The organism is Mesorhizobium sp. B4-1-4 (genome assembly GCF_006439395.2).
Taxonomy (GTDB): Bacteria; Pseudomonadota; Alphaproteobacteria; order Rhizobiales; family Rhizobiaceae; genus Mesorhizobium.
Genome location: NZ_CP083950.1, coordinates 3,971,920 through 3,997,347, shown reverse-complemented (window position 1 = coordinate 3,997,347; position 25,428 = coordinate 3,971,920). Strand labels below are relative to the sequence as shown.

Here is a 25,428-nt window from a genome sequence, read left to right as displayed (position 1 = left end):
GCATGATCGCACAACGGGCGGGAGGCTTCTGGCACAAGCCGCATCCATTCTCCTGCACATTGCAACCAATCCGCCGAACCGCTACTGCCATGATGGAAAATAAGCCGGATAAGCAATGAAGCTGGTCAGTTACAACATCCAGTACGGATTCGGCAGCGACGAGCGCTACGATCTTTCGCGCGCGGCACGCATCGTCGACGGCGCCGACATCATTGCCCTGCAGGAGGTGGAGCGGCACTGGCAACGCAGCAATTTCGACGACCAGCCGGAACTGCTTTCACGCCTGCTGCCAGACTATTACTGGGTCTACGGGCCGGCCTTCGACATGGATGCCAGCGAGCGGCGCGACGGGCGCCTGGTCAACCGGCGGCGGCAGTTCGGCACCATGGTGCTGTCGAAGCTGCCGATCGTGTGGTCGCGGCTGCATGCGCTGCCGATGCGCCGCACGCTGCGGCCGCTCAACACCCGCAATGCCGCGCTGGAATGCATGATCCGTACGCCGGCCGGCCCGGTGCGCGTGCTGTCGTTGCATCTCGCGCACATCGCGGCTGAAGAACGGCTGGAGCAGATCGACCACCTGCTCGCCGAACATCGCCGGGCGCCCACCGACGGCGGGCCATGGAGCGGCGTCGATGACGAGCCTTCGCGCAACTGGACCAGCGGCGAAGCCGAGCCGGAAAATCCGCCGGCGGCGATCTGGATGGGCGATTTCAACATGGAGCCGGGCAGCGCCGAATATCGCCGCATCGTCGGCAGCACGCCCTACCATCGGGGTGCCGCCTATCTCGATGGTTTCGTCGATGCCGCCGCCGTGGCGATCGAAGCGGCGGCTGATTTCCACACGCATGAGAAGATCATCGACGGCAGGCTGGCAAAGCGCCGGCTCGACCATTGTTTCATCGGCGGCATGTTCGCCGAGCGGGTGCGTTCGGTCGAATCCGATATAGGCGAGGTGGCATCCGATCATTTCCCCGTCCGCGTCGACATCGATCTCGAAACGCCGCTTGGCTTGGGAGGTCGACAAGCCTGAAATGACGTTTTTCGTCTTCTTCGCGGTGCTTGCCGCGGCTGCCATGCACGCCATCTGGAATGCGCTGGTCAAGGTCCATCTCGATCGCTTTCTGTCGATCACGCTGATGACGCTCGGCATGGGTGCGGCCGCGCTCGTGGTGTTGCCCTTCGTCGAGGTGCCAAAGGCGGACGTCTGGCCCTACATCATCGCGTCGGTGATCTTCCACATGGGCTACCGCACCTTCCTGATCGGCGCCTACCAGGCCGGGGATTTCGCCCAGACCTACCCGCTGGCGCGCGGCACGGCACCTTTGCTGGCCGCGATCGGCGGCATGTTCGTCGTTGCCGAAGTGCCGGCACCGCTCGCCATTGTCGGCATCCTGCTCTTGTCGGCCGGTACGCTTGTGATGTCGTTTCGCGGCGGCGCGCATCTGGAAAAGCTCAACCTGCGCGCGGTCGGTTTTGCATTCGGCACTTCGCTGTTCATCGCCAGCTACACGCTGTCCGACGGCAGCGGCGCACGGCTGGCGGCAACCGCGCAAAGCTACGCCGCCTGGCTGTTCATCTGCGATGCGCTGGGAGCCCTGGTGCTGTGCCTCGTCTTCCGCGGGCCCAAGGCGCTTCCCGTTCTGGCGCGCGACTGGAAGACCGGGCTGTTCACCGGCGTGCTCAGCGGTGTGGCCTACTGGATCGTGATGTGGGCCATGACCAAGGCGCCGATCGCCTCGGTCGCGTCGCTGCGCGAGACCTCGATCCTGTTCGCCATGCTGATCTCGGTCTACGCGCTCGGCGAGAAGATGACGGGCTGGCGCGGGGCGGCCGCGCTCAGCATTGTTGCCGGGGTCATCGCACTCCGGCTGGGTTAAGCCTCACTCAACCTAGCACGGTCATCACCTGGCCGCGCCGTTCCGGACTGAAGCGGATGACGACGATGATGCAGACGGCGACCACGCCGGCAAAAAGCGCCAGCGCGTAGCCATAGCTGCTCCCCGGTGCCTCCGCGATTCCCGCCTGATACGGACCGCCATAGGACGCCGCGAGATTGCCGGCCTGATAGATGAAGCCGGGCAAGGTGGCGCGTACGGCGCCCGGCGAAAGTTCATTGAGGTGCACCGGGATGACGCCCCAGGCGCCCTGGACTGCGATCTGCATGACGAAGGCGCCCATGGCGAGCATGAACGGCGTGGAGCTATAGGCCCATAGTGGAATCGCCGGCAGGGCGATCAGGCAGGCCAGGGTGATGGCGTTGACGCGGCCGATCCTCTCGGACAGCGCGCCAAAAGCCAGGCCGCCAACGATGGCGCCGATATTGGCGACGATGGTGATCCAGCTCACCGTGTGCGGATCGAAGCCATGCTGCTTCTTCAGAAAGGTCGGGTAGAGATCCTGTGTGCCATGGCTGAAGAAGTTGAAGAACATCATCAGCACGACGGCATAGAGCGCGACGCCCCAATGCTTCTGCAGCGTTTCCAGCATGCCGGGCCTTACGGTCTTCTGCGCCTCGACGAAGGCCGGCGATTCCGGCACATGCGAGCGGATGAACAGGACAATCAGCGCCGGGGCAAAGGAGAGCAGGAACATGGCACGCCAGCCGATCGTGTAGCCACCGATCGTCTGCTGATAGAGCAGGCCATAGACTACCGCCGCCAGAAGGTAGCCTGCCGGATAGCCGCATTGCAGGATGCCCGAGACCATGCCGCGCGCGCTGGGTGGGATGGACTCCATGGCAAGCGAACTGCCGAGCCCCCATTCGCCGCCCATGGCGATGCCGAACAGAGCGCGCAGGGCCAGGAAGATGCCGAGATTGGGCGAGAAGGCGGCCAGCGCGCCGATCACCGAGTAGCTGACGATGTTGAGCATGAGGATGGGCTTGCGCCCGTATTTGTCGGCGAGCATGCCGAAGAAGAACGCGCCGATGAAGCGCGTCGCTAAAGTCAGGAACAGTGCCTTTGAGACCGCCGGGACGTCTGTGTGGAATTCACTTGCAATATCGGTGAGCAGGAATGTCAAAAGGAAGAAATCAAAAGCATCCAACGTCCAGCCCAGGAATGAAGCCAGGACGGTTTTCTTCTGCTCGGCATTGAGATTCAAGGCGTCCTCCTTTGGTTCCCCAAAAGGAACGATATGTCGCCTAGTAAGAAAAAGAGAACAGCGATCGGCCGGCTTTCGAAGAGCCGGCGGTCACTTTTTCGTAAGATCGAGGTCGAAGACCATCAATCCGTCGGTGCTGCCCTCAAGGGCAGCCACCAGCCGGGCGCCGGCGCGCTGATGCGCTTCATGCACCAGATAGGCGTCACGCGCGGAGGCGTCGCGAAAATCGATGGTGAAGCCATGGGTGAAGCCGCGCGCGAAAGGCTCCGGGCTGACATTGGCGCTGAAGTGCACCGTGTCCATGCCGTCGATCACCTGGCGCAGTGCCTCCAGGTCGGCATGGATTCCCCTGCGTTCGCCGTCGGGGACATCGTCGCGAAATCTGGCGAAGACACAGTGCCTGATCATTTTCTTTTTCCTTCAAGCAGCGCGATTTCCGGAGAATACAGCTGGCGGCAGCGGCTCGCGGCCAAGGACCAGATCGGCGCCCTTTTCGCCGACCATGATGGTCGGCGCATTGGTGTTGGAGGAGGGCACACGCGGCATCACCGAAGCGTCGCAGACACGCAAGCCTTCGATGCCGCGCAGCCGCAGGTCCGGCGTCACCACGGCCATCTCGTCAAGGCCCATGCGGCAGGTGCCGACCGGGTGATGGTCGGTCTTGGAGCTGCGGCAGGCATAGTCGATAAGCTCGTCGTCGCTGGCGAGCGACGGACCGGGCAGCACTTCGCGCAGCACGTAGGGCTGAAGTGCCTTCTGCCGCATGATCTCGCGCGCCAGCCGCAGCCCCTTGAGCGACATGGCGCGGTCATAGGGATCGGACCAGTAGTTCGGGTCGATCAGCGGATGGTCGGCCGGGTCGCCGCTCTTCAGCCGCACCGTGCCGCGCGAGCGCGGCCGCAGGAAGGCCGAGTTCAAGGTGACGCCGGGGTTATTCAGTTTTTCGACGCCGGCCTCGATGCCGGATCCCAAGCCGAGATGGAACTGGATGTCGGGCGAGGCGGCGGTCGGGTCGGCGTACCAGAAGCCGCCGGTCTCGAAGAGGCTTGAGGCCACCGGCCCCTTCTTCAAGAGCAGATATTGAAGGCCGGCCCATGCCGTGCGGTGCAGCTTGGCGTAGTTGTCGTAGGTGTGGTCGCCGGTGCATTCGGCGATGACGAACAGGTCGAGATGGTCCTGCATGTTGGAGCCGACGCCGGGCAGGTCATGCACCGGCGTGACGCCGACCGATTTGAGGTGGTCGGCCGGTCCGATGCCGGATTGCATCAGGAGCTTCGGCGAGCCGATAGCGCCGGACGAGACGATGACCTCGCGGTCGGCGCGCAGGATTGTCTTCTGGCCACCCGGTCTGTCGACGATCTCGACGCCGACGGCGCGATGTTTCTCGACGACGATGCGGGTGACGAGCACATCGGTCTTTACGGTCAGATTCTTGCGGTTGCGGATTGGCTTGAGATAGGCGACGGAGGCCGAGGAGCGCCGGGCGTCCTTCTGGGTCAGCTGGTAGTAACCGACGCCTTCTTGGGCAGCGCCGTTGAAGTCCGGGTTGAAGGGAATGCCCATCTGCTGGCCGGCGCGGAAATAGGCCTCGCAGATCGGCAGCGGCGAAATCGGGTTCGACACGCCGAGCGGGCCTTGGTCGCCGTGGAAATCGTTGGCGTAGCGCTGGTTGTTCTCGGCGCGCTTGAAATAGGGCAGCACGTCTCGATAGGCCCAGCCGGCAAGGCCTTCTTCCTTCTCCCAGGCGTCGTAGTCGCGGGCGTTGCCGCGCGTGTAGATCTGGGCATTGATGGAGGAGCCGCCGCCGACCACCTTGGCCTGCGTGTACCAGAACACACGGCCGTTCATGTGCCTCTGCGGCACGGTCGACCAGCCCCAGGAGGCGATGCCCTTGGTCATCTTGGCAAAGCCAGCCGGCATATGGATATAGGGATGCCAGTCCTTGCCGCCGGCCTCGAGCAGCAGCACCGAATTGGAGGGATCCTCGCTCAACCGGTTGGCCAGAACGCAGCCGGCCGGGCCGGCGCCCACGATGATGTAGTCGGTCATGACACTATCCACTTACAGCCGCGGAACGGAGAGCGCGCCGTCGACATTGATGATCGAGCCGGTCGAAAAGCCGAGCGTGCCGGCGGCTAGCGTCGCCACCACGGCGCCGATGTCGGAGGCCTCGCCCCAACGCCTTGACGGCACCAGCCCGCCGTCGATCAAGGCGTCGTATTTGGCGGTCACGCCTGCCGTCATATCGGTGCGGATGATGCCCGGCCGGACCTCGAACACGCCGATATTTTCCGGGGCAAGCCTGAGCGCCAGGTTTTTCACCCACATGGAAAGGCCGGCCTTCGAGATGCAGTAGTCGGCGCGCTCCGGCGAGGCCATGTCGGCGCTGACCGAGGTGATGGTGATGATCGATTTTGGGAGGTGGCCCGGTGTGGCCAGCATCGCCTTGGCCACGGCCTGGCTCAGAAATACGGTGCCGCGCAGATTGATGCCCAGTGCGCGGTCGAAATTCTCCGGCTTCATCTCCAGAAGATCGCCGCGCACGACGGCACCGACGCCGGCATTGTTGACCAGGCAATCGATGCGGCCGAAGGCACCTAGCGCGGCGCCGACCAACGCCGTATGGGCGGAAAGGTTGGCTATGTCACAGCTGACATAGGCGAATTTCGCGCCGCGTGCGGTGATATTTTCCGAAAGTCCGTCAGCCGGGCTGTCGGCCAAGTCCGCAACGAGAATGTCGAAGCCTACGTCCGCAAGCGCCTCGGCGCACGCGAGGCCAATGCCACGCGCACCGCCGGTGACTATGGCGGCCGGGCGGGTCATGTGAGCCTTATCCCAAGAAGGTTGGTGCTGCCCCTCATCGCCCTGCCGGGCGTTCGTCTTTCGAAAAGCCAAGCAATTGGCTTTTTCGTCCGCTGCGCGGACCACTCCTCACCTCCCCGTATAGAAACGGGGAGAAGGAGGCCGTCGCCGCCGCTTTCGCCAATGGCAATCGCTGCAGAAAGAGCGCCGGGTTTGCGGCCAAGTCCCTTCTCCCCGTTCCTTACGGGGAGAAGGTGCCGGCAGGCGGATGAGGGGCGGCGCAAACCTGTCATTGCTCGCTCGTGCGAATATGCTCCGCCACCCGCAGCGCCTGGGCCGCGATCGACAGCGCCGGATTGACCGCCGCCGAGTTCGGCAAGAAACTGCCATCGACGACGAACAGGTTCCGATGGTCGAACGACCGGCAGAACGGATCGAGCGGCGAGGTCGCCGGGTTGTCACCCATCTTCACCGTGCCGCACTGATGCGAGGGGGTGCGCTTGTCGAAGGGGCGCGACAGCACGATCGGATAACCGCAGGCGCGGAAGTTTTCGCGCATCACCTTGGTCAGGCCGTCGAGAGACTGCATGTTGGAACGCCGCCATTGCATGACGATATCCTTGCCGTCGACCATGATGCGGCTTTCTGGATCGGGCAGGTCCTCGCACATCAGGTACCAGTCGACGGCGTGACCGGCCATGAAATCGAGCGCGAATTTAGGCGCCAGCTTGACGTTGGCCCTCAGCATGTTGCCGTCGATCTTGCCGAGCAGTTGCACATTGCCGAGCGGTTTGCCGCCCTTGCCGTCGGACAGGTAGTAGTCGTTGAGCATCAACGTCTTCTGGTAGACGGCATCGTTGCGGCGGCGCGGGTCGATCGCCAGCATGGCGCTGGAATTGTGGTTCATGAAATTGCGGCCGACCTGGTCCGAACTGTTGGCGAGGCCCATCCCGCCCCCTTTGCTGTTATTGGGCGAGGGTGAGCGCAGCAGGATGACCGCGGAGTTGACCGCGCCGGCGGAGAGGATGACCAACTTCGGCGTGACCTTCCTTGCCTCGCCATTCTGCTGGTAGTGAACGGCCGATATGGTTTTGCCGTCAGGGGCTGTTTCGAGATATTCGACGTAGGCACCGGTCTCAAGCCGGATGTTGCTGTCCTCGAGTGCGGCCGCCAGTGGTGCCGTCTGGGCGTCCATCTTGCCCTGGCCGGTGTTCGGGAAAGCGTCCCAGCCGGTCCTGCCCTCCTTCAGCCATGTCTCGATATCGACGCCGAGCGGCAGCGACGCCGGGTGCAGGCCGAGGCTCTTGAGTTCGGCGCGGGCGCGCGCGATCGGCGCCTCGTCGGGCACCGGCTTGAAGGCATAGGGGATCGAGTGGAAGGGTTCGGTCGGGTCCTCGCCGAGCGTGCCGCGCACGCGAAACAATTGCTCGGCCTTGGAATACCAGGGCTCGAATTCGTCATAGGAGAACGGCCATGCCGGCGAGACGCCGCCGAAGTGCTCCATGGCGGAAAAGTCTTCCTTGCGGTAGCGGATCAGCACCGCGCCGTAGAATTTGGAATTGCCGCCGACATAGTAATAATTGCCGGGGTTGAAAGCGGCGCCGCCGGCCTCTCGCCACATCTCCTTCGGCCGATAGTGACCGTGGCGGAAGATCGAGCGCGTGTCGCGGGCATGCGGCGTCGCGGGCAGGAGCTCGCCGCGCTCCAGCATCAGGATCGAGGCGCCGCTGCCGGCCAGACCGGAGGCGATCGTGGCGCCGCCGATGCCGGAGCCGATGATGACGATGTCCGGATTTGTCATGGTGTCAGCGGATGCGGTTCTCGGTCGCCGGATCGAAGAACACCGCCTTGGTCAGGTTAAAGGCGAGCGGCGTGCTGGTGCCCGGCTGGATGTTGGCGTCGGCGCGCAGCCGCGCCACCACGCCCTTGCCGCCGAGATTGGTGACGGCGAAGGTATCGGAGCCGGCCGGCTCCACCACCTCGATATGGCAATCGGCGGTGGCAATCTGTGAAGCGTTGCGCTCCGCACCTTCCGGGTCGGTGAGCGCCTCGGGGCGGACACCGAAGATGACAGGCTTGCCCTTGAAGGCCGCCAGCCCGGCCGGCGCATTGGCCATCGACAAAGCGATCGGCTGCCGCGCCTCGCGGTCGAGCATGACAGCCAGTCCGCTGCCATTGTCGCCAATGGTTGCGGGGATCAGGTTCATCGCGGGCGAGCCCATGAAGTCGGCGACGAAGACATTGGCGGGGTTGTTATAGATTTCGGCCGGCGTGCCGAACTGCTGCACCTCGCCGTCGCGCATCACGGCAATCTTGGTCGCCAGCGTCATCGCCTCGATCTGGTCATGGGTGACGTAGACGATGGTGGTGCCGGTGGTGGCGTGAAGGCGCTTGATCTCGATGCGCATGTCGACGCGCAGCTTGGCGTCGAGATTGGACAGCGGCTCGTCGAACAGGAACAGTTTGGGGTCGCGCACCAGCGCCCGGCCCATGGCAACGCGCTGGCGCTGGCCGCCCGAAAGCTGGCTTGGCTTGCGCTTCAGGAGATGGCCGATCTGCAGCACCTTGGCCACCTTGTCGATCGCCTTCTGGCGTTCGTCCGCCGGCACGCCGCGCATTTCCATGCCGAAGGAGATGTTCCCGGCCACCGTCATATTCGGATACAGCGCATAGCTCTGGAAGACCATGGCGATATCGCGCTTGGAGGGATGCAGATCGTTGATTGCCCGACCGTCGACGCGGATCTCGCCCGAGGTGATCGTCTCGAGTCCGGCAATGGTGTTGAGCAGCGTGGACTTGCCGCAGCCGGACGGGCCGACCAGCACCAGGAAGCCGCCTTTTTCCAGTTCCAGATTGATCCCTTTCAGGATCTCGACCTGGCCGAAACGCTTCCTCAGACCATCAATTTCAAGAAAAGCCATTGGATTATCCTTTGACCGCGCCCGCCATCAGGCCACGCACGAAATAGCGGCCGGCGAGCACATAGACGAGAAGGGTGGGGAGGGCCGCGATCATCGCGGCCGCCATGTTGACGTTGTATTCGACGACGCCGGTCGAGGTGTTGACGACATTGTTGAGCGCCACCGTCATCGGCATGGAGTCACCCGTGCCGGCATAGGCGGAAGCGAACAGGAAGTCATTCCAGATGTTGGTGAACTGGTAGATCACGGTGACGACGAAGATCGGCATCGAGTTGGGCAGCATGATGCGCCGGAAGATCTGGAAGAACGAAGCGCCATCGACCTGGGCGGCTCTCACCAGTTCGGTCGGGAAGGCCTCGTAATAGTTGCGGAAGAACAGCGTGGTGAAGCCGATGCCGTAGACGACGTGGACGAAGACGAGGTTGACCGTCGAATTGCCGAGGCCGAAGCTGGTTCCGACCGAGTTCTGCAGTGACGCGCCGAAACGGCCGACGCTGCCGAGGATCGTCGCCATCGGCAGCAGCACCGACTGGAACGGGATGAAGCAGGCAAACAGCATCAGCCCGAACACCAGCGTGTGGCCGCGGAAGCGCCATTTGGTCAGCACGTAGCCATTCAAGGCGCCGAGCAAGGTCGAGATGATGACCGCGGGGACCACCATCTTGATGGAATTCCAGAAATAGCCCTTGATGCCGGCGCAGGTGAGGCCGACGCAGGTCTCGCCCCAAGCCTTCAGCCAGGGATCGAAGGTCGGTGCCTTGGGCAGCGAAAGCATGTTGCCGTTCTGGATCTCGTCCATGGTCTTGAACGAGGTGACCAGCATGACGAACAGCGGCATCAGGTAGAACAGCGCGAACAGCGCCAGAAGCCCGTAGATGACGACGCGGTTGACGATCTTGACGTTGACCCCGCTGGACGGCAGGCGGGCGGGAGTGGCCACGGTGCTCATCGCGACTTCTCCCTGAGTTCCGAATAGAGATAGGGCACGATGATGGCGACGATGGTCATCAGCATGATCACCGCACTGGCCGAGCCGACCGCCATCTCGTTGCGCTTGAATGTGTACTCATACATGAAGTTGGACGGCAGCCACGCCGAGCCGCCGGGGCCGCCGCTGGTCAGCGCCACCACAAGATCGTAGGACTTGATGGCCAGGTGGGCGAGCACGATGAACGCCGACAGGAAGATCGGCCGCAGCAGCGGAATGACGATGCGGCGGTAGAGCTGGAAGGTTGTGGCGCCATCGATCTGCGCCGCCTTCATGATCTCGCCGTCGATGCCGCGCAGGCCGGCCAGGAACATCGCCATGATGAAGCCCGAGGCCTGCCAGACGCCGGCGATGACCACGGTGTAGATGACGAAATCCTTGTTCTTGATCCAGTCGAAATGGAAGCTCGTCCAGCCCCATTGATGCAGGGTCTGCTCAAGGCCGAGGCCGGGATCGAGGAACCATTTCCAGGCAACGCCGGTGACGATGAAGGACAGCGCCATCGGATAAAGATAGATCGGGCGCAACACGCCTTCGCCACGGATCTTCTGGTCGAGCAGGATGGCCAGGAACAGGCCGAGCGCCAGGCAGATCAGGATATAGAGAAAGCCGAATATGCCCATGTTGGTGATCGAGGTGTACCAGCTTGATGGCGGGTCGGTGTCGAAGGTCCAGCCCCACAGCCGCTGATAGGCGCGAGGCCCTGTTATGGCGTAGGACGGGAAGGTCTTGGAATTGGTGAAGGACAGATAGATCGTCCACAGGATGAAGCCGTAGACGAAGATGACAGTGATGGCGAAGCTCGGCGCCAGCACGATCTTCGGCAAGGCATCCTGCAGGCGCGAGCGTACTGAGGCACGCGGTCGGGCATGCTCCGGCGTCAGCTTGATCTGGCTTGTCGCAACTGTGCTCATGAGGTTCCTCCCGTCAGCGTTCGGCCGGGGAACCTTCCCCGCCGAAGCGGGGAAGGTGTTTTGACGCGTAACGCTTACTTGGCGTCGTCGATCGCCTTGACCAACTCGGTCACGGCCTCGTCCGAGGTCTTGATCTGGCCGTGGACGAATTTCGAGACCACGTCCTTGTAAGCATTGGCGACGGCCGGAGGCGCGCCATAGCCCTGGGCCAGCGAGCCGAACAGCGTGCCGCCTTCATTGGCCTTCTTCAGGTCGGCGATGCCCTTCTTGCCGCAGGCGTCGAAGTCGGTGTCCGGCACGTCGGTGCGTGCGGGAACCGAACCCTTTACCACATTGAAGGCCGACTGGAAGCTCTTCGACAGGGTGGCGGTGGCCAATGCGACCTGGGCGGCCTTGCGGTCTTCCGGAACATTGAACATGCCGAACATGTCGGAGTTGTAGATCACCGAGCCGTCGGTGCCCGGGAAGCGATAGCACAGGAAGTCGGTGCCCGGGGTCTTCTTGGCGGCGTGGAACTCACCCTTGGCCCAGTCACCCATGACCTGCACAAGGGCATCGCCCTTGATGACCATGGCGGTGGCCAAGTTCCAGTCGCGGCCCGAGAAGTTCGGGTCGACATAGGTGACCAGCTTGGCGAGATTGTCGAACGACTTCTTCATCGTGTCGGACTTGAGCGAAGCGTCGTCGAGGTCGTTGAAGGCCTTCTTGTAGAAGTCAGGTCCGCCGGTCGAGAGCACGACCGAGTCGAACATGGTTGCTTCCTGCCAGTTCTGGCCGCCCAGCGCGAGCGGGATGACACCGGCAGCCTTGGCCTTGTCGAGCAGCGCGACGAATTCGTCGAAGGTCTTCGGCTCGGTGCCGCCGATCTTGTCCATCACCGCCTTGTTGATCCACAGCCAGTTGACCGAGTGGACGTTGACCGGAGCCGCGACCCACTTGCCTTCATAGACCGAGAATTTCTGCAGCGCCGCCGGAACGGACTTGTCCCAGCCTTCCTTCTTGGCCGTCTCGGTCAGGTCGCCCATGACGCCGGCTGCGGCATAGTCGAGCACGGTGTAGCCGAGCATCTGCGAAGCGGTCGGGTAATTGCCGGCCGCGACCATCGCCTTCAGCGCGGTCATTGCGGCGTCGCCGCCGCCGCCGGCCACCGGCACGTCCTTCCAGGCATAGCCTTCCTTGGCCAGGTCCTGCTTGAGCACGTTCAGAGCAGCCGCTTCGCCGCCCGACGTCCACCAATGCAGCATCTGCACTTCCTTGACGTCCGCGGCATGCGCCGAAAACGCAAAGCTCGTCGCAAGAGCCGTTCCGATAAGCAGTTTGCGCAACATGTACTTCCTCCCTTGTTGCAGTCATAGGACCGACGGAAACCCGCCGGGTTCTTCCAAACTCAGCCGACCCACCATCCGGTGCGCTGGCCGCGATGAAACTGGATTGTCTTTTCCTCGGTATAGTCCTCGACGGCGCGTTTGCCGAGTTCGCGTCCAAGGCCGGACTGTTTATAGCCTCCAAAGGGCAGCTCGGGATAACCTTCCATGAATGTGTTTACCCAAACGGTTCCCGAACGCACCCCGCGCGCCACCGACATGCATGTGTCGATGTTGGCGCTCCACACGCCGGCCGACAGACCATAGGGCGTGTTGTTGGCGATGTGCAACGCCTTTTCAATCGTTTCAAAAGTCAGCACCGAGAGCACGGGGCCGAAGACTTCCTCGCGTGCGATGGCCATGTCCTCGGTGACGCCGCGGATGATGGTGGGATCGAGATATTGACCGGCATTCGAAGCCAGTTGCTGGCCGCCGCTATAGACAGTGCTGCCCACGCTTGCCGCTGCCGTAACGTAATCCGTAACCTTGGCCAGATGGTCGGACGAGATCATCGCGCCGACCTTGGTGCTGTCGTCGAGCGGATCGCCGACAGTCACCCTGGCGGTGAGCGCCTTGACGGCGCTGAGAAAATCACCGGCGATCGCCTCGTGCACGATCAGTCGGCTGCCGGCATTGCAGCATTCGCCGGCATTGAAGAAGCCGCCGAACACCGCCGCGTCAGCCGCAGCCTCGAGATCGGCGTCGGGGAAGACGATCTGGCCGTTCTTGCCGCCGAGTTCCATCGAGACCTTCTTCAGCGATTGCGCGGCGGAAGCCATGGTCATCTTGCCAACGCGGGTCGAGCCGGTGAACGACACCATCTCGACCAGGGGGTGGCTAACCATCGGCGCGCCGACATCGGCGCCCAGACCGGCGAGGATGTTGACGACGCCGGCGGGCAGGCCGGCTTCCAGCAGGATATCGCCGAGCACGAAGGTGGAGGCCGATGTCATTTCGCTCGGCTTGACCACGGCGGTGCAACCGGCGGCCAGCGCGAAAGGAAGTTTCTGGCTGACGATCAGGAACGGGAAATTCCATGGGGTGATGATCGAGACGACGCCGATCGGTTCACGCACCACAACGCCCAGCATGGCGTCGCCGAGATTGGCATAGGATTCGCCATGCAGCGTGCGGGCGAGCGAGGCCGCATAGCGCCAGATGTCGACAGCGCCGCCGATCTCACCGCGCGCCTGGGCGACCGGCTTGCCGGATTCCAGGGCATCGAGCCGGGCGATGTCTTCCAGCCGCGCCTCGATCAGGTCTGCCGCCTTGAGCAGGATCGCGGCGCGTTCGGCTGCCTTCATGCGCGGCCAGGGACCGGTCTCGAACGCCTGGTGCGCGGCCTGCATCGCTGCTTCCACTTCGGCCGCGCCGGCTTGCGCATAGCGCGAGACGGTGAAGCCGTGGCCAGGGCTCTTGCGTTCCAGCATGCGGCCGTCACAGGCATCGACATGCTTGCCATCGATCAGCAGCCGATAGGTTCTTGGCGCTGCGGACGCCTCGGCGGGCATGGCGATGTTGAGGGGAGCGTTCATCAGCTTCACTTTTCTCTATGATCTTGAAAATGCCGGCTTGTGTTTGGTCTTGAAAGCACCGACACCAGCCTTGAGGTCGCCGGTTAGCGCGATGAAGCCGCTGGCCAGTGCTTCGACGGCGGCAGCACTTTCCTCGCCTTCGGCGACCGCGATCATCAGCTTGGCCGCTTCCGTCGCCAAGGGGCCGCGCTCGGCGATCTTTCCGGCCCAGGCCTTGGCCTCGGCGAGCGCCTTGCCGGTTTCGACCATCCTGTCGACGACGCCAAGGGCGAGCGCTTCGGGTGCAAGAACGATCTCGCCACCAAGGGCCATGCGACGCACCGTCTGTGCGCCGAAGCGGCGCACGGCGCGTTGCGTGCCGGACCAGCCGGGCACGACGCCGATCGACGTTTCCGGGAAGCCCAGTTTCACATGCGTCTCTGCGACGCGAAAATCACAAGCGACGGCCAGTTCCAGCCCGCCGCCCAGCGCGTGGCCGGACAGCACGGCGATGGTCGGTTGCCTGAGACGCGCCAGCCGGTCGAAGACACGATGGCCATAGCGCACCCATTGCACCTGGAAATCGGCGGCGCTCATGGCACCCCAAGCCTCGATATCGCCGCCGGCGCAAAAGCCCTTGCCTTCGCCGCGGATGAGCACCACGCGCACACCTTCGGCGATCTCCGCCTCATTAAGCGCGGTTTCCAGCGCCCGCAGCATCGGAATATCAAGCGCGTTGAATTTTTCAGGCCGGTGCAAGGTGACGATGCCGATGGCGCCTTCCGGCTCGAAGGTGACGAGGCGTTCAGCCATGCCCGCCTCCGAGCGAGGCGCCGCCGTTAAGCGACAGGCCGATCGGCTGGTCGTGATAAAGCGCGGCCGGCGTCACCTTGAGGTCGTTGGCGACACCGAGCGGAATTTCGGCCTGCGCCAGCACGTCGCGCTCGAGGTCGATGCCCGGCGCCAGTTCCGTCACCATCAAGCCGTCCGGCGTCAGCTTCATCACGCAGCGCTCGGTGACATAGGTGATGTCCTGCCCTTGAGCGACCGCCCGCTTGCCCGAGAAGGAGATATGCTCGACCTCGCTGACGATTTTCTTGACCTTGCCCTCCTGGTCGATGCGGATGCCGCCGTCGGCCAATGAGAGTTTGGCGCCGGCATTGAAGAAGCCGGAGAAGACGATCTTCTTCGCCCGCGACGTGATGTCGACAAAACCACCGGCGCCGGCGGTGACATGCGGCCGAGCCGACAGCTTCGATACGTTGACCGAGCCGTGGCGGTCGATCTGCAGGAAGGAGAGCAGCGAGGCGTCGAAACCGCCGGCCTGGAAATAGATGAACTGGTGCGGCGAGGGCATGATCGCCTCGGCGTTGGAGGCGCAGCCGAACTTGAAATCGAGCAGCGGCACGCCGCCGACCGCGCCCTGTTCGATCACCCAGGTGACCTTGCCGTGCTGGCCTTCTTCCAGAAGGATGCGCGGCACGTTGGCGGAGATGCCAAAGCCGATGTTGACGGCCATGCCGTCGCGCAACTCCATGGCGACGCGGCGCGCGATCACCTTCTGGACGTTCATCTCGGCATTGCGGAAGGTGGACAGCGGCCGGAAGATCTCGCCGGAGATCGCCGGATCGTAAGGCGTCAGCGTGGTCTGCAACTGGTCCGGCGCCACGACGATGTGGTCGACCAGCACGCCCGGCACGCGGACGTCGTGCGGCTTCAGCGTGCCGTTCTCGACGACGCGCTTGACCTGCGCGATGACGATGCCGCCATTGTTGCGGGCGGCGAGCGCCTGTTCGAGCCCGCCAAGATAGGCGCCCTCATGCTCATAGGTGAGGTTGCCGCGCTCGTCCGCCGTGGTGGCGCGGATGATCGAAATGTTGGGCACGATCGAACGGAAATAGAGCCATTCCTCGCCGTCGAACTGCTGTACCGAAACAATCGGCTCGTTTGCCGCCGCGTTCATGGCGCAGCCCTGATGTCGCGGGTCGGCGAAGGTGTCGAGGCCAACCTTGGTCAGCACGCCCGGCCGCTTGGCGGCGGCTTCGCGGTGCATGTCGAACAGGACGCCGGACGGCACGTTGTAGGCGGCGACCGAATTGTCGCCGATCATCTTCCAGATCTGCGGCGGCTCGGCGGAGGAGGGGCCGGACGGATAGGAGCCGCACAGTGTGCGCTTCAACAGGCCCGGCTTGGCCAGATGATCGATGCCCTTGATGCCATACATGTCGCCGGCGGCGATCGGATGCAGCGTGGTGATCTCCTTCGGATGACCCTCGGCGTCGAAGCGCTCACCGATCGCGGCGAGCACGGCGTCCGGGCAGCCGAGACCGCTCGACGAGGACACGGAGACGACCATGCCGTCCTTGATCAGGCTGGCTGCCTGCGCCGCTGAAACGACCTTGCTCAATTCATGCTCCCGAGTTTGGGGTCGATCTTGACGGCCTTTCCGGAGCTGGCCGATTGAAGTGCCGCCTCGGCTGATGCCAGCGACCAGACGCCGTCCTCTCCGGTGGCGGCAGGCTGGCCCTTGCCGCGGATCGCGGCATGGAACTGACGCACAGACCTGACGTAGAGATCCTCGCGGTCGAAGCTCAGTTGCTCCTCCCCCTTGGCGGTGCGCAGCAGCACCGAGCCGTCCGGCTTCTGGGTCATCACATTGCTGGCGATCAGCGAACCTTGCGAGCCGTGTACCTCAAAGCCGGTGCCGGCGAACCTGGTGGTGAAGCCTTCATGCGACTGGGCGATAAGGCCCGAGTTGAAGCGCCAGATGCACATGGCGCCGTCTTCCAATCCGCCGCCGGCCATGCCGGCCGACTGGGTGAAGGCCGAGACCTCGCCCGGATCGTCGCCAAGCACGAAGCGCAGCGTGTCGGCATCATGCACGGTGATGTCGAGCACCACCCCACCGCCGGCCTCGGGTTTGGTGATGCGCCAGCCCTGCAGGGTCTCCGGCAGATAGACGGAATGGAAGACTCGCGCGGCGATCGGCTTGCCGATGCGGCCGGCAGCGATCGCCTCGCGCATGGCGCGATGGGCGCCGGCATTGCGCAGATGATGATTAGTGCCGAGCACGACGCCCGCGGCCTTGGCCGCAGCGACCATGTTGCGCGCGTCGGCGCTCGTCAGCGCCAGCGGCTTCTCGCACAGCACATGCTTTCCCGCCTGGATGGCGGCGAGGGTCTGCTCGAGATGCAGTTCGTTGGTGGTCGAGATATAGACCGCGTCGATGCCGGATCCGAGCAGGGCGTCGAGGCTCGACATGGCGGCTGGAATGTCATTTTCCCCGGCATAGGCCGTGGCGCGTTCCGGGTTGGAACTCATCACCGCGACGATCTCGCCATCGGCTTGCGCGCGAATGGCATTGATCATGAATTGCCTGGCGATCGTGCTGGCGCCGATCAGTCCCCATTTGACGCTCATACGGTCACTCCTGTCCCTGCCGGCCTGTTTCGCGTGCGACGATCCGGGCCGCAGCTTTCCCTGACCACGAGATTGACCGCGCCTATATGATCCTCCGCACGGGTGGTGCGCGACTGGATCATCTTGATCATGACATGGGCGGCGCGTTCGCCGAGACCGGCTGAGTCCACCGCGACGCTGGTCAGCGCCGGCATATAATGTTCTGCCTCGGCCACGTCGTCGAAGCCGACGACGGCGAAATCCGCGCCGGGTTCAAGGCCGCGCTTGCGCAGCGCCAGCAGGGCACCAAAGGCGACAGCATCATTGAAGCAGAGTGCGGCGGTCGGCGGTTCAGCCATCGCAAGGGCAGTCTCCAGGCAGGCAATACCGCCACGACGGCTCGTCTCGCCCTCGATGACAAGGATATCACGGGCGCCTATGCCAAGCGTCTCGCAGGCCTCGCGAAAGCCGCCCAGGCGCTCATGGTAGACCACCAGGTCGGGCGAGCCGCCGAAGAAGACAAGCCGGCGATGCCCCTTGCCGATGAGATGGGCCGTGGCCAGGTAGGCGCCGCGATGATTGTCCGGAGCGATCACCGGGATACGGCTTTCAGGCAAGCGGCGCATGGCGAAGACGATCGGCACGCCCGCCGTCTCCAGCCGCCGGAACGCGCCCGGCGTGGTGCCGCGCGCCGGCGACACGATGAGGCCGGCGACGCCTTGTTCCATCAGCGACTTGAGCACCTCTTCCTGACGCACCGGATTCTCCGCCGTGTTGGCGATGAAGGGCACGATGCCGGCCGACTGGAAGACGCGCTCCATGCCGACCGCCAGTTCGGCGAAGAAGGGATTGGTGAGGTCGTTGATGACCATGCCGATGACATTGGAATGGGCCTTGCGCAGATTGGCGGCGCCTCGGTTGTAGACATAGCCGACATCCTCGATCGCCTTGCGAACCTTGACCGCGGTCTCAGGCCGGATCAGCCCGCTGCCCTGGAGCACGAGCGACACCGTCGATTTGGACACGCCCGCCTCGCGGGCGATGTCGAAGATCGTCGCCTTGGCCCGGCTGGCCATTCAGATATCTCCTCCGGTTCAGGTCAAGTTTTATTGGAACGTTCTAATCATTGCTCCAGCCGAGAGTCAATCGGGATTTTTCCCGGCGCGAAAAATCGGTAATTCGACGCTGTAGAGCGTGAGCTGGAAGGCATTGCGTGCTGCAATGCAGCATTTTAGGGAAGTCGCCTGCAAATCCTAAAGGTTCTTGATTTATTGGAACGTTCCATTTATAGGCGCAATGAAGGGAGAAATCGATGGATATTGCCTTGCCTGGTGAGGGTGGTGGCCGCAGCACCCGTTATGCGCTTGTCGGCCAGCCGGTGCAGCCGGTGAAGGGCGCGCGGTTTCCGCGCATCGCCTATGCCGCCGCGCATGTCGTCGCCGATCCTCTTGGAATGACCGATCCGTGGTCGCGGCCCGTGGTCGACTGGGACAGGACGATGGCGTTTCGTCATCATTTGTGGCGGCTCGGCTTCCGCATCGCCGAGGCGATGGACACGTCGCAGCGCGGCATGGGCTTCGATTGGGCAAGCGCGCAGGAATTGATCCGCCGCTCTATCGCCGAGGCACGCACCGTCGACGGCGCCGATCTCGCCTCGGGTGCCGGTACCGACCATCTGGCGCCGGGGTCGGCCAGGACGCTGGATGAGGTGATCGGCGCCTATGAGGAGCAGTTCGCCTTCATCGAAGGGCAGGGCGGCAAGGCGATCATGATGGCCAGCCGCGCCCTGGCGGCAGTAGCGAAGGGGCCGGACGACTACGCCGCCATCTATGACCGTATTCTGAGCCAGGCCTCCGGCAAGGTCATTCTGCACTGGCTGGGTGAGATGTTCGACCCGGCCTTGAAGGGCTATTGGGGCTGCGACGATTTCGAGACCGCGCTCGATACGGTGGTGGCCATCATCGAACGCCATGCCGGCAAGGTCGAAGGCATCAAGATATCGTTGCTCGATGCAGGCAAGGAGGTTGCACTGCGCGACCGGCTGCCGGACGACGTCGTGATGTTCACCGGCGACGACTTCAACTATCCCGAACTGATCGCCGGCGACGGCAAGAGGCACTCGCACGCGCTGCTTGGCATTTTCGATGCCATCGCGCCGGTCGCCAACGCGGCCTTGGCGAAACTGGCGGATGGCGACCGTGCCGGCTATGACGCGCTGATGGCGCCGACGGTGCCGCTATCGCGAAAAATCTTCGAGGCGCCGACCGAATACTACAAGGCCGGCATCGTCTTCATGGCCTGGCTGAACGGCCACCAGGACCATTTCACGATGGTCGGCGGCATGCAGTCGGCGCGCGGCATCCGCCACTATGCCGATATTTTCCGCCTTGCCGACCATGCAGGATTGCTGGCCGATCCGGACCTTGCCATATCCAGGATGAAGAGCCTGTGCGCCGTCGCAGGCGTCTGAGCTGAATGAAATCGGGCTATAAGAATCCCCCAAGTGGGGGATTTGCGAGATGGAGCGGCGTTGGGGCCGGCTGAGCACGTCTGTACCCATGCATCCGCCCCGCGACAATTGCCGGACCGTCCCGGTTTTTGTGCATGTCGCCAAAGACGCTTGGTGATTCAGGCGCGCCGCGCCGATCCGGGCATGATGCGGCTTCTGCCGGAATGGCCGCACCTTAGCGCCCTTGTCGACTTTGGACGGTTGGCCGCTTCGATGATGCGCAAGGCTTCTTCTGTGGTAATTCCGCACTTACGGTCCTAGTAGGCGGCTTCCGTTTGAATCTCGTCATCCAACGGTAGTGCAATAATCGCCTGCTTTGCCTTCCTGCCCATGTCACGAATCATGCGACATTTCTGATATGGACTATGAAAGTAGGGGTGGTCCATCAGATTTCAAATCTGAGAGGCGGATTTACTTACCGATGATCCAATCCACCAAGCCGGGCTCAACCCGCTCGCAGTGGCAAAACTCGTGAACCAGGCTCTGAGCTAGATTACGCCATTGACACTCCGGTGCCTTCATTTCCAAGACCAAATCTCGAAAAACAGACCGGAGAATGTCTGCATCGAACGCTGATACCGAGGGGTGCTCAACTTCCCATCGCGCCTCGTCTATCTTGCGTTGGCGAAACCGCTTGAGAAGCTCGCGTGATGCCGCGATTGCACGCCGGGTTTGAGCTATATCGGCGCGTAGTGAGGCAATGTCAGCCCTAGCGCGGTGCTGCGACAGAAAGATGGCGTCAATCGTCACCCGCGCCATGTCTGTATCGCCTAGAGGCACCGCCACCTCCCTTATGCCTAAGGAAGTATTTACTCCTTCAGCGGGGGGACATCAAAGGGATTCAACCGTCGGTTTGGTACAAAGCTAAGTCGGAAAGATGCGATCGCCGGGCAGACGAGCATTTGCTTCATCCCGGCCCGGGCTAGGGAGGAGTGTGCGGATAATACGCTCCGTTCACCATGTGCCATCAATCTCATTGTGGGTGCCGCTGATGGGCATAGCGTGAACCGGCGCCCCGCCCGCGACGTGTACCGCGCAAGATCGGATGGCATCAGCCGGGGATAGCCGGGAAAAGGTGATAATCGGCGGGAAGAGCCGCCAGAAGCCCGGAAACCAAGGGGTTTGACGGGAGACGGCGGGGCCGGAAAGCCAGAAAGCCAGAAACCGGCCGCGCAACTTCATTTGGCACCAAACCGGCCGGCTGGCTGAGCCCGCGCAAGATCGGATGGCACTAAAACATTGAGGGCATATGGACCTGTTGGGCGTATAACGCGAACTTTTGCCAGCAGCCTGCTGAAAAACGGCAGCCTCAATCCCTATTTTTGGCGGCTACGATCTCAATGGTTGGGTAGACGAAATCCGCTTCACCAACGGTGTGGCGCGCTACGGGTCGGATGGTGGCTTCACAGTTCCGACTGCGGCCTATCCGAGGTCGTAACCGGCTTGGCAGGCGATCCCGCCTTGTGCGGCGTCAACGGATAGCCGATCTGGCCAAAGAAGTTCGTGGGAATCGGGTCGTCAACGCCGTACTTGGCCGGCATCGATGCGCCGGGAATGCGGAACGTGCCGAATATGAGGTCGATGATTGAAAGCTGGCCGGCGAAATTCTTGTCATAGGCTGATCGCTCGCCGGCGTGGTGCCAGTGATGAAACTGAGGACTGGCGATCAGCCATTTGAGGGGGCCGAAGCTGATGCGAAGGTTGGCATGGATCAGCATGGCGTGCCCTGCATAGATGAGGAAATAGATGCCGAGCGCCTCGCCGTCGAAGCCGAGGAGAAACACCGGCACCAACGCGGCTGCCTTTGTGAGGATCTGATCGATCGGATGGACGTGAAAGGCAGCAAGGTAGTCCATCTCCTCGACGCCATGATGGATGGAATGGAAGCGCCAGAGGATCGGCACAGCGTGAAACGCACGATGTGCGGCATACACGCCAAGATCGGTCATGACGACGATCTCGATGACCTGAAGCCATGTCGCCTGCTGGGCCACGGCCTCCGTCAGGCCTGTCGGAACGAGCAGAGCGGCGGCGCTGATGACCGGCACAAAGAGCACGCCGCCGATGAAATTGACCGCGATGCCATTGAAGACGTAATAGGAAAGGTCGTTGAAAACCCCCTTTCGAAATATCTTTTGCTGCGGTCGAAGGGCAAGGATCCTCTCCAGGGGAATGAAGATCAGCGCCCAAATCAACAGCGGTTTGAGCCCAAAGACGTCCACCTTCTACTCCCCGGTAAATCCGGAGCCAGTGAAGCACCGGGCCGCGCGGCACGCAAGCGCAGTGCCGGGGACCGGCATTTAGACCAGCGCGTAAGCGTACTTGTTGGTCCACGCCTCGTCTCTTTGCCGCCTCAGCTCATACTCGGGGACCAGCACCGGATTTTCGACCGTGGTTCGCTTTGGTAAAAAGTAGTCACGTGCCTGCTGGGCGCCCCATAGAGCTACCAGCGCGACGGACATCAATCCGCAGATTTGCGCGAACGATAACCGTTCCATCGGCTCCCCCTTTTATCAGCCATGTCTGCCTATGACGATGATCTAATACTGCCAAGAAAGGATGAACGGCCTCAGCGGCACGGTAGAGACCAAGGACGATGGCGGTGTTCGACCTAGAGGGCGTTCGTCGATGCGATCGTCCACGCACGTTAAAAGGCCATTAGCGGGTATGCAATCTGTTGCCAATGAAGTTGCGCACAGGTGCCAAGCGATTTTGCGTGCTACACGTCCCGCCCGCGACGCCGCGTCATCGAGCGGCATTTCTGTGCCGTTTCTGTGCCAGCCGACTAAGGGAAACGGCTAAGTTATTGAAAGGATGGTGGGCGTGACAAGGATTGAACTTGTGACCCCTGCAATGTTCAATGCACCCCTACAAGGGGGTTGACAGGGGGCACCTTGGAGACGCGGAGCGGGACCCATCGCAAATCGCTAACAGAAATTCCCGGAACCCAAAGGAAGGAACTCAAAGCGTACTGTTTGGATCAGAAGCAATTGATGCTGCTGCCCGTACGCCAACATTCTCGGTATCGCCCATCAACCATAACGATTAGATGCCCGGACTGATTTAGACCGGACTCCGCAGTGATGAAAACCTGACGCTAAGACCCGCGCGGCGCCAATCGCCTTATGATCCGTCCGCAAGAATTACCCAATAACCGGGCATGCCGGGGACATGGCCAGTCCGTCGATCCTGACCCACAACAGAAGTCGGGCCGAATAGACTCGCGGCCAGAGTACCTATACAATTATATGCGCTCGGCTTCCTGAAGGTATTCACCCCACATGGCCGAAATTCGCGCCCAACGCCGCCTTGCCGCGATCCTGGCCGCCGATGTCGTGGGTTATTCGCGCCTGATGGAACACGACGAGGCGGGCACATTGGCCGCACTCAAGGCACGTCGGAACGAGGTGCTATCTCCCACGGTTGCCCAACACCATGGCCGCGTCGTCAAGGTAATGGGGGACGGTGTTCTGGTAGAATTTGGCAGTGCCGTGGATGCCGTACAGTGTGCGGTCGAACTGCAGAAAGGTTTCAATAATGCCAATCTGGGCGCACCAGAGACGAGTCGCATCATCCTCCGAATAGGTGTCAATCTGGGCGATGTGATCGTCGAAGGCTCCGATATTTATGGCGACGGCGTAAACGTAGCAGCGCGGTTGGAGGGTTTGGCTGAGCCCGGTGGTATCTACGTCTCCTCCACCGTGCACGAACATGTTACCAGCAAGCTAGCATTGGCGTTCGACGATCTCGGCGAACACACGCTCAAAAACATCGTGAAGCCAGTGCGGGTCTACTGCGTTGGAATGAACGTGAGCGGCAAAAGTGGGGAACACTTGGCTGTGACTCTGCCCGACAAACCGTCGATCGCCGTCCTACCCTTCGCCAATATGAGCGGTGATCCCGAGCAGGAGTATTTTTCCGACGGCATCACCGAGGACATTATCACCGACCTTTCGCAAGTGTCCGGACTCTCCGTCGTCGCGCGCAATACAGTCTTTACCTTCAAGGGCAAGGCGGTATTGATCGAGGAGGTGGCGAAGAAGCTGAACGTCGCCTACGTCCTGGAAGGAAGTGTACGCAAGGCTGGAGGGCGAGTGCGTATCACGGCTCAGCTAATCAATGGTCGTGGCGGTGACCATATCTGGGCCGAGCGGTATGACCGGACGTTGGACGATATCTTTGCCCTTCAGGACGAGATATCCAAAAGCATTGTCGACGTGCTCAAAGTGAAGCTGCTGCCCGAAGAACTGGCGACAATTACAAACCGCTCGACCGACAACCCAGAGGCTTACGAGACGCTGTTGATGGGCAGGTCGTTCCTCAATAGGGGAGTCGAGACCAAGTTTATCAAAACAGCGCAGCGACTGTTTGCCAGAGCTGTTGAAATTGACCCAAATTATGCGCGCGCTTATGCCGCTTTGGCTGATTGTGAGTGGCTTCTGTTGACTTGCAACGATCCCGACGCCAGCTTCGAGGCAGTCCTTTCCAACAGCACACGGGCGCTGGAACTTGAGCCAGGTCTCGCCGACGCCCACGCATCACGTGGCGGAGCCTTGTTCGTAAATGGCCGGTATGCCGAGGCGGAAGTGGAGTTCGAGCGAGCTTTAGAGTTAGACGCCAGTTCTTCCGATACCTATTTCTCTTACGGCCGGAATTGTTTCATTCAAGGTCAATACGAGAAAGCTGCCGCGCTGTACCAGCGTGCCGTATCGTTGTCACCCGATGACTATCGGGTCTGGACCAATCTAAATATGGTCTATGTTTCACTTGGCCGCAGCGACGACGCCAAGGAAGCTGCAGGGCAAGGTGTGCTGGCAGTGGAAAAGGAAGTCAAAGCGCATCCCGACAATGCCACCGCGCTATGTTACGGCGCCTCAATGCTGGCGGAAATTGGCGAGATTGAACGCGCGCTGTCGTGGGTCTCCCGTGCTGAAATGTTCGCCGGAGACAACATTGCGGTTCAGTACAACATAGGCTGTTTTTATGCGAGGCTGGGCAAGGCGGAACAGGCTATCGATTGCCTGGAACGTCAGCTAACTGCATCACATGCCTACCTCATTTTGCGCATGCCTTGGATGCGTCAGGATAGCGACCTCGACTCGCTCCGCGCTCATCCCCGTTATGTCGCGCTCGTCAATCGGATGGAGGCCCAAATAGCCGCGACTGGGGCTTGAGTATCAGTAGGCTGCGAGGCCAATGAAGCATTCACGTGGAATATGAAACCCAGAAAATGAGTTGGTTGAAGGCAAAGTCGGGTCATGGCTCTTCGCGTCTGATTGGGCGCTCAAACATTTCGCCTGCAATGACGGGGTAGGCCGACACTCCGTCCGCATGTAGGGCGCCAAGCCGCTGGCATGACTCAAGCCGAAGTGGCTAGGGCAATGGGACGACATCAGCCATTCGTCGCAAACATCGAAAACGGTGATCGGCGCGTCGATCTGGTAGAACTGATCGATATGGCCGCGATCATCGGCTTTGACGTTCACGCGATCATCGACGAGCTGAAAAGGGCCTCGTAAGGGCCGATAAGCCTTGTAGTTCGGCCTAGCCAAGCGGTCCCGTAGCTAATGCTCTATGCATGTGCTTTGGGCCTGTTTGCAGATCGGATGACGCAGAAAGGCATTCAACACGATGGTTTCGACGTCACCCCCTTTCTTGGTTGGCACCACTTCATTGCGGTAATGGATGACCAGATCGGACAGGGTAGTTGTCTGTAATGCCTTTCGGCCTGGTGCAAGCTCTTGCCTGTCAGTCTGGGTCTCCATCAGCCTTGCCCATTCCCTCGCGTCAGACAGGCGATGGAACGTCTTGGTCAGGGAATAGCCCTGCCTGCGAATGCGGGCCTGATATTGTCTCGGTGTTTGCGGATCGAAGCCATTAATTAGCGCTTTCCTGGAGCCAGAGTGGAGCCAGTA

At 62.0% G+C, this 25,428-nt stretch carries 21 protein-coding genes and 1 pseudogene; 5 read left to right on the top strand and 17 right to left on the bottom strand.

Annotated features, from left to right (window positions below; translation table 11 throughout):
- Positions 1 to 115 precede the first annotated feature (115 nt).
- On the top strand, positions 116 to 1,030 hold the full coding sequence (locus FJW03_RS19105) for an endonuclease/exonuclease/phosphatase family protein (RefSeq protein ID WP_140766514.1): 915 nt from the start codon (positions 116 to 118) through the stop codon (positions 1,028 to 1,030).
- Position 1,031: 1 nt separating this feature from the next.
- Positions 1,032 to 1,877, top strand: a complete 846-nt coding sequence (locus FJW03_RS19100; protein ID WP_140609695.1) for an EamA family transporter — start codon at positions 1,032 to 1,034, stop codon at positions 1,875 to 1,877.
- 7 nt (positions 1,878 to 1,884) lie between these two features.
- On the opposite strand, the gene FJW03_RS19095 is transcribed toward FJW03_RS19100, so the two are convergent.
- From FJW03_RS19095 to FJW03_RS19030, 14 genes are all read right to left on the bottom strand, one after another.
- Entirely contained in the window at positions 1,885 to 3,102 is a 1,218-nt protein-coding gene (locus FJW03_RS19095; RefSeq protein ID WP_181165584.1) for an MFS transporter, read from the bottom strand.
- A gap of 90 nt (positions 3,103 to 3,192) precedes the next feature.
- Entirely contained in the window at positions 3,193 to 3,510 is a 318-nt protein-coding gene (locus tag FJW03_RS19090) for a Dabb family protein (RefSeq protein WP_140609698.1), read from the bottom strand.
- A 12-nt stretch (positions 3,511 to 3,522) separates the two neighbouring features.
- Complete coding sequence (locus tag FJW03_RS19085) at positions 3,523 to 5,151, bottom strand: GMC family oxidoreductase (protein WP_140766516.1); 1,629 nt, start codon at positions 5,149 to 5,151, stop codon at positions 3,523 to 3,525.
- Positions 5,152 to 5,163: 12 nt separating this feature from the next.
- Entirely contained in the window at positions 5,164 to 5,925 is a 762-nt protein-coding gene (locus FJW03_RS19080; RefSeq protein WP_140766517.1) for a 3-ketoacyl-ACP reductase, read from the bottom strand.
- 268 nt (positions 5,926 to 6,193) lie between these two features.
- Positions 6,194 to 7,705: an FAD-dependent oxidoreductase gene (locus tag FJW03_RS19075; RefSeq protein ID WP_140766518.1), complete on the bottom strand. Its 1,512-nt coding sequence runs from the start codon at positions 7,703 to 7,705 to the stop codon at positions 6,194 to 6,196.
- 4 nt (positions 7,706 to 7,709) lie between these two features.
- Positions 7,710 to 8,825: an ABC transporter ATP-binding protein gene (locus FJW03_RS19070; protein WP_140766519.1), complete on the bottom strand. Its 1,116-nt coding sequence runs from the start codon at positions 8,823 to 8,825 to the stop codon at positions 7,710 to 7,712.
- A 4-nt stretch (positions 8,826 to 8,829) separates the two neighbouring features.
- Positions 8,830 to 9,774, bottom strand: a complete 945-nt coding sequence (locus tag FJW03_RS19065) for a carbohydrate ABC transporter permease (protein ID WP_140609708.1) — start codon at positions 9,772 to 9,774, stop codon at positions 8,830 to 8,832.
- Complete coding sequence (locus FJW03_RS19060) at positions 9,771 to 10,727, bottom strand: carbohydrate ABC transporter permease (protein WP_140609710.1); 957 nt, start codon at positions 10,725 to 10,727, stop codon at positions 9,771 to 9,773. The genes FJW03_RS19065 and FJW03_RS19060 overlap by 4 nt, the downstream gene beginning before the upstream one ends.
- Positions 10,728 to 10,801: 74 nt before the next feature.
- Positions 10,802 to 12,055 (bottom strand): ABC transporter substrate-binding protein, encoded by a 1,254-nt coding sequence (locus tag FJW03_RS19055; RefSeq protein WP_140690504.1) that lies wholly within the window; start codon positions 12,053 to 12,055, stop codon positions 10,802 to 10,804.
- Between the two features lie 59 nt (positions 12,056 to 12,114).
- Positions 12,115 to 13,626: an aldehyde dehydrogenase family protein gene (locus FJW03_RS19050; RefSeq protein ID WP_140766520.1), complete on the bottom strand. Its 1,512-nt coding sequence runs from the start codon at positions 13,624 to 13,626 to the stop codon at positions 12,115 to 12,117.
- Between the two features lie 15 nt (positions 13,627 to 13,641).
- The gene (locus FJW03_RS19045) at positions 13,642 to 14,418 is read right to left on the bottom strand and encodes an enoyl-CoA hydratase/isomerase family protein (protein WP_140766521.1); all 777 of its coding nucleotides are present in this window, start codon (positions 14,416 to 14,418) and stop codon (positions 13,642 to 13,644) included.
- Entirely contained in the window at positions 14,411 to 16,012 is a 1,602-nt protein-coding gene (locus FJW03_RS19040) for an acyl CoA:acetate/3-ketoacid CoA transferase (protein ID WP_140766522.1), read from the bottom strand. The genes FJW03_RS19045 and FJW03_RS19040 overlap by 8 nt, the downstream gene beginning before the upstream one ends.
- On the bottom strand, positions 16,009 to 17,025 hold the full coding sequence (locus FJW03_RS19035) for a Gfo/Idh/MocA family protein (protein WP_140766523.1): 1,017 nt from the start codon (positions 17,023 to 17,025) through the stop codon (positions 16,009 to 16,011). The genes FJW03_RS19040 and FJW03_RS19035 overlap by 4 nt, the downstream gene beginning before the upstream one ends.
- Entirely contained in the window at positions 17,022 to 18,080 is a 1,059-nt protein-coding gene (locus FJW03_RS19030) for a LacI family DNA-binding transcriptional regulator (RefSeq protein ID WP_140766524.1), read from the bottom strand. Before FJW03_RS19030 ends, FJW03_RS19035 begins: the two co-directional genes overlap by 4 nt.
- 236 nt (positions 18,081 to 18,316) lie before the next feature.
- On the opposite strand from FJW03_RS19030, the gene FJW03_RS19025 reads away from it, so the two are divergent.
- Entirely contained in the window at positions 18,317 to 19,474 is a 1,158-nt protein-coding gene (locus FJW03_RS19025; RefSeq protein ID WP_140766525.1) for a dihydrodipicolinate synthase family protein, read from the top strand.
- 1,442 nt (positions 19,475 to 20,916) lie between these two features.
- Here FJW03_RS19025 and FJW03_RS19020 read toward each other — a convergent pair.
- Both FJW03_RS19020 and FJW03_RS19015 read right to left on the bottom strand, forming a co-directional pair.
- Positions 20,917 to 21,735 carry a sterol desaturase family protein gene (locus FJW03_RS19020; RefSeq protein ID WP_140609724.1) on the bottom strand — a complete coding sequence of 273 codons (819 nt, stop codon included), beginning with the start codon at positions 21,733 to 21,735 and terminating at the stop codon, positions 20,917 to 20,919.
- Positions 21,736 to 21,813: 78 nt separating this feature from the next.
- Positions 21,814 to 22,011: a hypothetical protein gene (locus tag FJW03_RS19015; protein WP_140766527.1), complete on the bottom strand. Its 198-nt coding sequence runs from the start codon at positions 22,009 to 22,011 to the stop codon at positions 21,814 to 21,816.
- A 783-nt stretch (positions 22,012 to 22,794) separates the two neighbouring features.
- Here FJW03_RS19015 and FJW03_RS19010 point away from each other — a divergent pair.
- The gene (locus tag FJW03_RS19010) at positions 22,795 to 24,687 is read left to right on the top strand and encodes a tetratricopeptide repeat protein (protein ID WP_140766528.1); all 1,893 of its coding nucleotides are present in this window, start codon (positions 22,795 to 22,797) and stop codon (positions 24,685 to 24,687) included.
- Positions 24,688 to 24,864: 177 nt separating this feature from the next.
- Positions 24,865 to 25,032, top strand: a pseudogene (locus tag FJW03_RS19005) (helix-turn-helix domain-containing protein); the annotation flags it as partial.
- Positions 25,033 to 25,077: 45 nt separating this feature from the next.
- Here FJW03_RS19005 and FJW03_RS19000 read toward each other — a convergent pair.
- The gene (locus FJW03_RS19000) at positions 25,078 to 25,278 is read right to left on the bottom strand and encodes a hypothetical protein (protein WP_140766529.1); all 201 of its coding nucleotides are present in this window, start codon (positions 25,276 to 25,278) and stop codon (positions 25,078 to 25,080) included.
- Between the last annotated feature and the right edge of the window lie 150 nt (positions 25,279 to 25,428).

Coding starts and splice junctions, on each gene's coding strand:
- FJW03_RS19105 (WP_140766514.1), top strand. CDS start 116: ATGAAGCTGGTCAGTTACAACATCCAGTACGGATTCGGCAGCGACGAG.
- FJW03_RS19100 (WP_140609695.1), top strand. CDS start 1,032: ATGACGTTTTTCGTCTTCTTCGCGGTGCTTGCCGCGGCTGCCATGCAC.
- FJW03_RS19090 (WP_140609698.1), bottom strand. CDS start 3,510: ATGATCAGGCACTGTGTCTTCGCCAGATTTCGCGACGATGTCCCCGAC.
- FJW03_RS19085 (WP_140766516.1), bottom strand. CDS start 5,151: ATGACCGACTACATCATCGTGGGCGCCGGCCCGGCCGGCTGCGTTCTG.
- FJW03_RS19080 (WP_140766517.1), bottom strand. CDS start 5,925: ATGACCCGCCCGGCCGCCATAGTCACCGGCGGTGCGCGTGGCATTGGC.
- FJW03_RS19075 (WP_140766518.1), bottom strand. CDS start 7,705: ATGACAAATCCGGACATCGTCATCATCGGCTCCGGCATCGGCGGCGCC.
- FJW03_RS19070 (WP_140766519.1), bottom strand. CDS start 8,825: ATGGCTTTTCTTGAAATTGATGGTCTGAGGAAGCGTTTCGGCCAGGTC.
- FJW03_RS19065 (WP_140609708.1), bottom strand. CDS start 9,774: ATGAGCACCGTGGCCACTCCCGCCCGCCTGCCGTCCAGCGGGGTCAAC.
- FJW03_RS19060 (WP_140609710.1), bottom strand. CDS start 10,727: ATGAGCACAGTTGCGACAAGCCAGATCAAGCTGACGCCGGAGCATGCC.
- FJW03_RS19055 (WP_140690504.1), bottom strand. CDS start 12,055: ATGTTGCGCAAACTGCTTATCGGAACGGCTCTTGCGACGAGCTTTGCG.
- FJW03_RS19050 (WP_140766520.1), bottom strand. CDS start 13,626: ATGAACGCTCCCCTCAACATCGCCATGCCCGCCGAGGCGTCCGCAGCG.
- FJW03_RS19045 (WP_140766521.1), bottom strand. CDS start 14,418: ATGGCTGAACGCCTCGTCACCTTCGAGCCGGAAGGCGCCATCGGCATC.
- FJW03_RS19035 (WP_140766523.1), bottom strand. CDS start 17,025: ATGAGCGTCAAATGGGGACTGATCGGCGCCAGCACGATCGCCAGGCAA.
- FJW03_RS19030 (WP_140766524.1), bottom strand. CDS start 18,080: ATGGCCAGCCGGGCCAAGGCGACGATCTTCGACATCGCCCGCGAGGCG.
- FJW03_RS19025 (WP_140766525.1), top strand. CDS start 18,317: ATGGATATTGCCTTGCCTGGTGAGGGTGGTGGCCGCAGCACCCGTTAT.
- FJW03_RS19015 (WP_140766527.1), bottom strand. CDS start 22,011: ATGGAACGGTTATCGTTCGCGCAAATCTGCGGATTGATGTCCGTCGCG.
- FJW03_RS19010 (WP_140766528.1), top strand. CDS start 22,795: ATGGCCGAAATTCGCGCCCAACGCCGCCTTGCCGCGATCCTGGCCGCC.
- FJW03_RS19000 (WP_140766529.1), bottom strand. CDS start 25,278: ATGGAGACCCAGACTGACAGGCAAGAGCTTGCACCAGGCCGAAAGGCA.